A 5,959-nucleotide genomic window follows, 5' to 3' on the forward strand; every position below is an offset into this window, starting at 1 on the left:
TGGCGTTGGCCTCGCTGTCGCCACCCAGCGAGTGCTCCGCGTAGTCGATGATGCCGACGCTGACGCCGGAATGCTTCTGCCACGCATCAGTGAAGGAGGACATCGCGCCGTTGCCCTTGCCGGCGAGACGCAGCGTCTCGGCGCCCTGCCACAGGGTCACCTCGATGCCTTCGTCCTGCCCTTTGGAAAGACGATAGTCGGCCAGCGACAGCGGTGACTCGCAGGTGAACCGATCGAACATCACCTGGCGAATGATCTCGCTGGAGAGTTCGCTGGCCCGCTTCTCGCTCTCCTGCTGCACGTGGGGCGCCAGCGCCAGCATCATCCAGCGCGGCAGGCTGATGCCGTAGTCGCGCTCGAGCAGGAACGCCATGCCGCCCTTGCCGGATTGGCTGTTGACCCGAATCACCGCCTGATAGTCGCGACCGATGTCATGCGGATCGATGGGCAGATAAGCGACCTGCCACGGCTCGTCCGGCCGCTGCTTCTTGAGCGACTTGCGGATCGCGTCCTGATGGCTGCCCGAGAAGGCGGTGTAGACCATCTCGCCGACCCAGGGGTGGCGCGGGTGAATCGGGATGTTGGTGCACTCGTTGACCACTTCGATGATCTCGTCCGGCCGCGACAGGTCGAGTTCCGGATCGATCCCCTGGCTGTAGAGGTTCATCGCCAGCGTGACGATGTCCATGTTGCCGGTGCGCTCGCCGTTGCCCAGCAGCGTGCCCTCGACGCGCTCGGCCCCGGCCAGCAAGGCCAGCTCCGCGGAGGCCACCGCCCCGCCGCGATCGTTGTGGGTGTGAATCGAGATGATGACGCTGTCGCGATCCCTGATGTGCTGGCAGAAGTACTCGATCTGATCGGCGTGATGATGCGGCCCCGCCACTTCCACCGTGGTCGGCAGGTTGAGGATGCACTTGTTGTCGGGTGTCGGCTGCCAGACGTCCATGACCGCTTCGCAGATCCGCAGCGAGAAGTCGATTTCCGTGCTGGAGAAGCTTTCGGGCGTGTATTCGAACCGCCACTCCACTTCCGGATAGCGCTCGGCGTAGGTCTTGACCCAGGTGGCGCCCTGCACCGCGATGTCGACGATGCCATCGCGATCCATCTCGAACACCCGCTCGCGCTGGACCGTCGAGGTGGAGTTGTAGAGGTGGACGATGGCGCGCTTGGCACCGACCAGCGACTCGAAGGTCTTCTCGATGAGGTGCTCGCGACACTGCACCAGCACGGCGATGGTCACGTCGTCGGGAATCTGGCCATCCTCGATCAACCAGCGCACGAAATCGTAGTCGGGCTGGCTCGCCGAGGGGAATCCGACCATCACCTCCTTGATGCCCACCTTGACGATCTGGTGCCAGAATCGCTTCTTCTGCTCGACGCTCATCGGTTCCAGTAGCGCCTGATTGCCATCGCGCAGGTCTTCGCTCACCCAGATCGGCGCGTGATCGAGATCACGATCCGGCCACTGGCGGTCGAAGGCGGGGACCCGGGGAGCCGGGCGGTATTTTCTGTGATCAAAGGCGCGATGATCGAAAGCAGACATGGCAACCATCCTGACGAGGTGAAAGAGCCGAAGGATCCTAGGGCGCGCCGCTGGAGCGAGCCCCGCTGTTGAGCCACCGCGGATCGCGGCGGACACGAGGGCCGGCCCCCGGATGTGGAGGCCGGCCCGAAGCTGCTTGTGGCAGCAGAAACAGTGTAAGGCTTTTGAGCCGACAGGACATTGCGAAGATCGATCTTTTTCGCCACTTGATGGCATAATCTGCCAACCCGTAAAAACTTACAGGCAGATATTGCCAATGAAAGTCCCACAACCCCTTGCACTCGATCGCTACGACCGACGCATCCTCGAACTGATCCAGCAGGAAGGCCGGATCAGCAACCAGGAACTGGCCGAGCGCATCGGGCTCTCGCCGTCGCCCTGCCTGCGCCGTCTGCGCGCGCTGGAGGAGAATGGCCTGATCCTCGGTTACCGCGCCCTGGTCGACGCGCGGCAGCTGGGTTATCGGCTGATGGCGCTGGTGCACATCTCCATGGATCGCCACACCCCCGAGCGCTTCGCCAACTTCGAGCGCCAAGTGGCGGCGCTGCCCCAGGTACAGGAGTGCCTGATGATCACCGGCCAGGAGGTCGACTATCAGCTCAAGATCCGGGTCGAGGACATGGACGGCTATCAGCAGCTTCTGCTGCAGCACATCACGCCGATCGAGGGCGTCTCCGGCGTCCACTCCAACTTCGTGCTGCGTCCAGTGTTCGAAAATCGCGGCGTGCCGGTGGAGCTCTGACCGACAGGACCGCCCCACACCGCGCGAATTGGACCATACTCATGCACGACGACGCGCGACCGATCACAACACAGGAAAATGCCATGCCTTTTCGCCGTACCCTGCTCGCCTCGCTGCTGCCGCTGGCCGCCGCCATCCTGACGCCGGCGCAGGCTCAGCAGCCGAACGAACCACAGGTCGATACCGAGCAATTCCAGTCCTGGGAAGTGCGCTGTCCCAAGGGCGGTGAGCGCCAGAGCTGCGTGATGAGCCAGATGGTCAGCAACCCGGACAGCGACGAGCCGCTGATGCGCGCCATGGTCGGACTTCCGGCCCAGGCCGACGGTCCGGTCATGGTCTTCCTGCTGCCGCTGGGCGTGCGTCTGGCGCCGGGTATCCAGCTGCAGGTGGACGACAACGAACCGGTGGGCATGCCCTATCAGGTCTGCCTGCAACAAGGCTGCCGCGCCAATCTGGCGCTGTCGCCGCAGCTGCTCGCCCAGCTGCGCGGCGGCAACCAGGCCACCGTCAGCGCCATCGCCCCCGACGGCAAGCGGCTCGACATGGACCTGTCGCTGATGGGCTTCACCAGCGCCAGCCAGCGCATCGCCTCGCAGTAAAGGGCCCCGCCAGATGCCAGGCCCGGCGCCCCGCGCCGGGCCTGTCCTGGCCGCAGCGACGGTCCGGTCCCGACGGCGCAGCGTCGGCGCTGGTCGACTTCCCCCCATTAGACGATTGCGCAATTGTGGAGAGCGTAACGCCGGGTTAAGACTTTGCATGCAAAGTTCATCTTGAAAACCCGTTCATCCTGAAAACCACAAGACACGCCTAGCGAGGTCACCATGAAACGATCAAGCGCGCCCCGCCATCTCGGCCTGCTGCTGTCCGCCGCCGTCCTGGCCTCGCCGCTGGCATGGGCGGACTATCCCGAAAAGCCGATCACCCTGATCGTCCCCTGGGCAGCCGGCGGGGGCACCGACGCCACGGCGCGCATCATCGCCTCGTCGCTGGAACAACAGCTCGGGCAGACGATCAACGTGCAGAACCGTACCGGGGGTAGTGGCGTGGTCGGCCATACGGCGATCGCCAACGCCAAGCCGGATGGCTACACCCTGGGCCTGGCCACCGTCGAGGTGGCGATGATGCACTGGCAGGGGCTGACCGATCTCACCTACCAGGACTTCACCCCCATCGCTCAGGTCAATTTCGACTCCGCCAGTCTCTCGGTTGCCGACGACTCCCCGTTCGAGAACCTCGAAGACTTCGTGACGAAGGTCAAGGACGACCCGCAAGGCACCTATACGGCGTCGGGCACTGGCCTGGGCGGCATCTGGCACGTCGCGCTCAACGGCTTCCTGATGGACCAGGGCATCGCCGCCGGCAAGATCACCTGGATTCCCAGCCAGGGCTCCGCGCCGGCCATGACCGAGCTGGCCTCCGACAGCATCGACCTGGTGGCGTCGTCGCTTCCCGAGGCGCGATCGATGATCGATGCCGGCGAGCTCCAGAGCCTCGGCGTCATGACGCCCGAGCGACTCGAGGGCTTTCCCGATGTCCCGACCTTCAAGGAACAGATCGGCAGCGATTTCACGCTGGGGGCGTGGCGCGGCATCGTCGGTCCCAAGGGCATGAGCGAGGATATCGTGGCCACGCTCGAGGAGGCGCTCAAGAAAGCCTACGACAGCGATGCCTATCAAAACTTCATGGCCAAGCAAGGTTACGGCGTGGTGTGGCGAGACGCCGATGGCTTCGCGCAGTTGATGGCCGAAGATGACCAGAAATTTGGCAAGATCATGGGCGAGATGGGCCTGACTCATTAAGGGATATCCCGCACCCTGCTCTCGATACCCGATCGGGCCGGCGTCGTGACGATACCGGCTCGTTCTCATTTCCCGTCTCAGATACCCAAGAGGTGACCTGCATGGAGCTGCCACGGAATCCATTCAACCGCTCGCTCGACGGCAATACGCGCTACGGCTGCTGGGCCGGTTTCGGTACCGGCTATGCCACCGAGATTCTCGCCACTGCGGGGTTCGACTGGCTGCTGATCGACGGTGAACACGCGCCCAACACGGTTCCCTCCATTCTGTCGCAGTTGCAGGCCGTGGCCCCCTACGCCAGTGCACCGGTCGTGCGTACCGTCAACCACGACCCCGCCCTGATCAAGCAGCTGCTCGATGTCGGCACCCAGACGTTGATGATCCCGATGGTCGATACCGCCGAGCAGGCCGCCAGACTGGTCGCCGCGACCCGCTACCCGCCACACGGATTCCGGGGCGTCGGTGGGGGCCTGACCCGCGCCACGCGGTGGGATAGCGTCGAGGATTACCTGGCCCGGGCTCATGAGGAGCTTTGCCTGATAGTCCAGGTGGAGTCGCGGACCGGCGTCGACAATGCCGAAGCGATAGCGGCGACCGAGGGCGTCGATGCCATCTTCGTCGGGCCGGTGGATCTGTCCACCGGGGTCGGCCACGCCGGCAATCCGAACCATCCCGACGTGCAGGCGATGATTCGCCATACCCTCGAGGCGACCCACGCCGCCGGCAAGGCCGCCGGCATCCTGGCCCCCGCCGAGGCAGACGCCAGACGCTACGCGCAATGGGGCTTCGACTTCATCGCCGTGGGAATCGATATCTCGCTGCTACGTCAGGCCGCCATCGAGACGATTTCGCGCTATAAACCCGAGACGCCAAAACCGAAATCGAGCCTCGGGTACTGAAACCCGCCACTCGATCGTGAGTTGGCAACGGCATCGAAGCATCGAGGCATCGAGGCATCGAAAAAGCCCCGGCCACATCCTGTGGCCGGGGCTTGGCTAAGCCAACTGTTCTCCGCAATATCGACATATCACGGTCTTGTCCGCGAGGGATTCGACGCCCGGCATCGCTTCCACTGCACGAGTCATGTCCGCCGTCTCTCGGTAGTTCGCGGTCTGCTCGGACTCGCTGAAAACACGACCCCTTCCCACCGTCGTTTTTTCATTGAAGACCGGGAAAGCCGAAACGATCTGGTTCTCCTCCCGGCGCAGACCGATGTCCTCGAGCATATGGTCGTTCAACCCCCTCAAGGCCCTCAAATCACGCCGGCACTGACGACTCGCCGCGAAACGCTTCAATAACGCATTGAAAGAATTTGAAATTTTCATTGATCCGATCTCCAGATCGGCGGAGGCCGGACACGAATCGCGGTAAAAAGGAGTGGACTTTCGTCGTCTTTCGGCCGCGATGGGTGTCGCGGCCGATGATGAAATTCACCCCAGGACGCGCGACCGACAGCGTGCTCGCATACCGCGCAGGCGCGCGATATTGGAGAACGGTGAACAGGCCAGGCGATGGGAATTCATCACGATTTCCGAAAGTTGATGAGAAGTCTTCGATAACGTCATCCGCTATCGAATTACCGAAAGCAATAAACTTATTCCCTCCGGTCATTTTGATTAAAAACGAGGCATCTGCCGGCGTCAACCGGCAAAATGGAAATAGGTCAAGATTCTTCGAGTCGCGCCGGGATGGAAGCTCACGACGGGAAAAGCGAGGTGGTTACCGGGGTAAAGCGTGCAGGTGTGGCCTGGCACGCCGGCACCGATCGGAAACGCGACGGTTCGGCAGCCCTTCAAACGCCCGGCTAGCGCTGGGTAGCGCCAGCCGGGCGCAGGCTTCAGGCATAGGTGTTGATTTGCGTTCCCACGCTGCCGG

6 protein-coding genes are annotated in these 5,959 nt (G+C 63.2%); 4 read left to right on the top strand and 2 right to left on the bottom strand.

The annotated features are described in order from the left end of the window. On the bottom strand, window positions 1-1,543 hold a 1,543-nt coding region (locus tag Q0602_RS03745), incomplete at its 3' end, for a 2-isopropylmalate synthase (RefSeq protein ID WP_298839183.1). Window positions 1,544-1,799: 256 nt separating this feature from the next. On the opposite strand from Q0602_RS03745, the gene Q0602_RS03750 reads away from it, so the two are divergent. From Q0602_RS03750 to Q0602_RS03765, 4 genes are all read left to right on the top strand, one after another. After that, entirely contained in the window at window positions 1,800-2,285 is a 486-nt protein-coding gene (locus Q0602_RS03750; protein WP_298839186.1) for an Lrp/AsnC family transcriptional regulator, read from the top strand. 83 nt (window positions 2,286-2,368) lie between these two features. Further along, window positions 2,369-2,884 (top strand): invasion associated locus B family protein, encoded by a 516-nt coding sequence (locus Q0602_RS03755; RefSeq protein WP_298839189.1) that lies wholly within the window; start codon window positions 2,369-2,371, stop codon window positions 2,882-2,884. 222 nt (window positions 2,885-3,106) lie between these two features. Continuing rightward, window positions 3,107-4,084, top strand: a complete 978-nt coding sequence (locus Q0602_RS03760) for a tripartite tricarboxylate transporter substrate binding protein (protein ID WP_298839193.1) — start codon at window positions 3,107-3,109, stop codon at window positions 4,082-4,084. A 101-nt stretch (window positions 4,085-4,185) separates the two neighbouring features. Then, window positions 4,186-4,983, top strand: coding sequence for an HpcH/HpaI aldolase/citrate lyase family protein (locus Q0602_RS03765; RefSeq protein ID WP_149436290.1), 798 nt, complete (start codon window positions 4,186-4,188; stop codon window positions 4,981-4,983). A 96-nt stretch (window positions 4,984-5,079) separates the two neighbouring features. On the opposite strand, the gene Q0602_RS03770 is transcribed toward Q0602_RS03765, so the two are convergent. Next, complete coding sequence (locus Q0602_RS03770) at window positions 5,080-5,409, bottom strand: DUF1127 domain-containing protein (RefSeq protein ID WP_298839197.1); 330 nt, start codon at window positions 5,407-5,409, stop codon at window positions 5,080-5,082. Window positions 5,410-5,959: the final 550 nt, after the last annotated feature.

This window comes from uncultured Salinicola sp. (assembly GCF_937921195.1).
Taxonomy (GTDB): Bacteria; Pseudomonadota; Gammaproteobacteria; order Pseudomonadales; family Halomonadaceae; genus Salinicola.

What these genes read in the sequence shown, in the direction of transcription:
- Q0602_RS03770 (WP_298839197.1), bottom strand. Translation starts at nt 5,409, where the DNA reads ATGAAAATTTCAAATTCTTTCAATGCGTTATTGAAGCGTTTCGCGGCG.
- Q0602_RS03750 (WP_298839186.1), top strand. Translation starts at nt 1,800, where the DNA reads ATGAAAGTCCCACAACCCCTTGCACTCGATCGCTACGACCGACGCATC.
- Q0602_RS03765 (WP_149436290.1), top strand. Translation starts at nt 4,186, where the DNA reads ATGGAGCTGCCACGGAATCCATTCAACCGCTCGCTCGACGGCAATACG.
- Q0602_RS03755 (WP_298839189.1), top strand. Translation starts at nt 2,369, where the DNA reads ATGCCTTTTCGCCGTACCCTGCTCGCCTCGCTGCTGCCGCTGGCCGCC.
- Q0602_RS03760 (WP_298839193.1), top strand. Translation starts at nt 3,107, where the DNA reads ATGAAACGATCAAGCGCGCCCCGCCATCTCGGCCTGCTGCTGTCCGCC.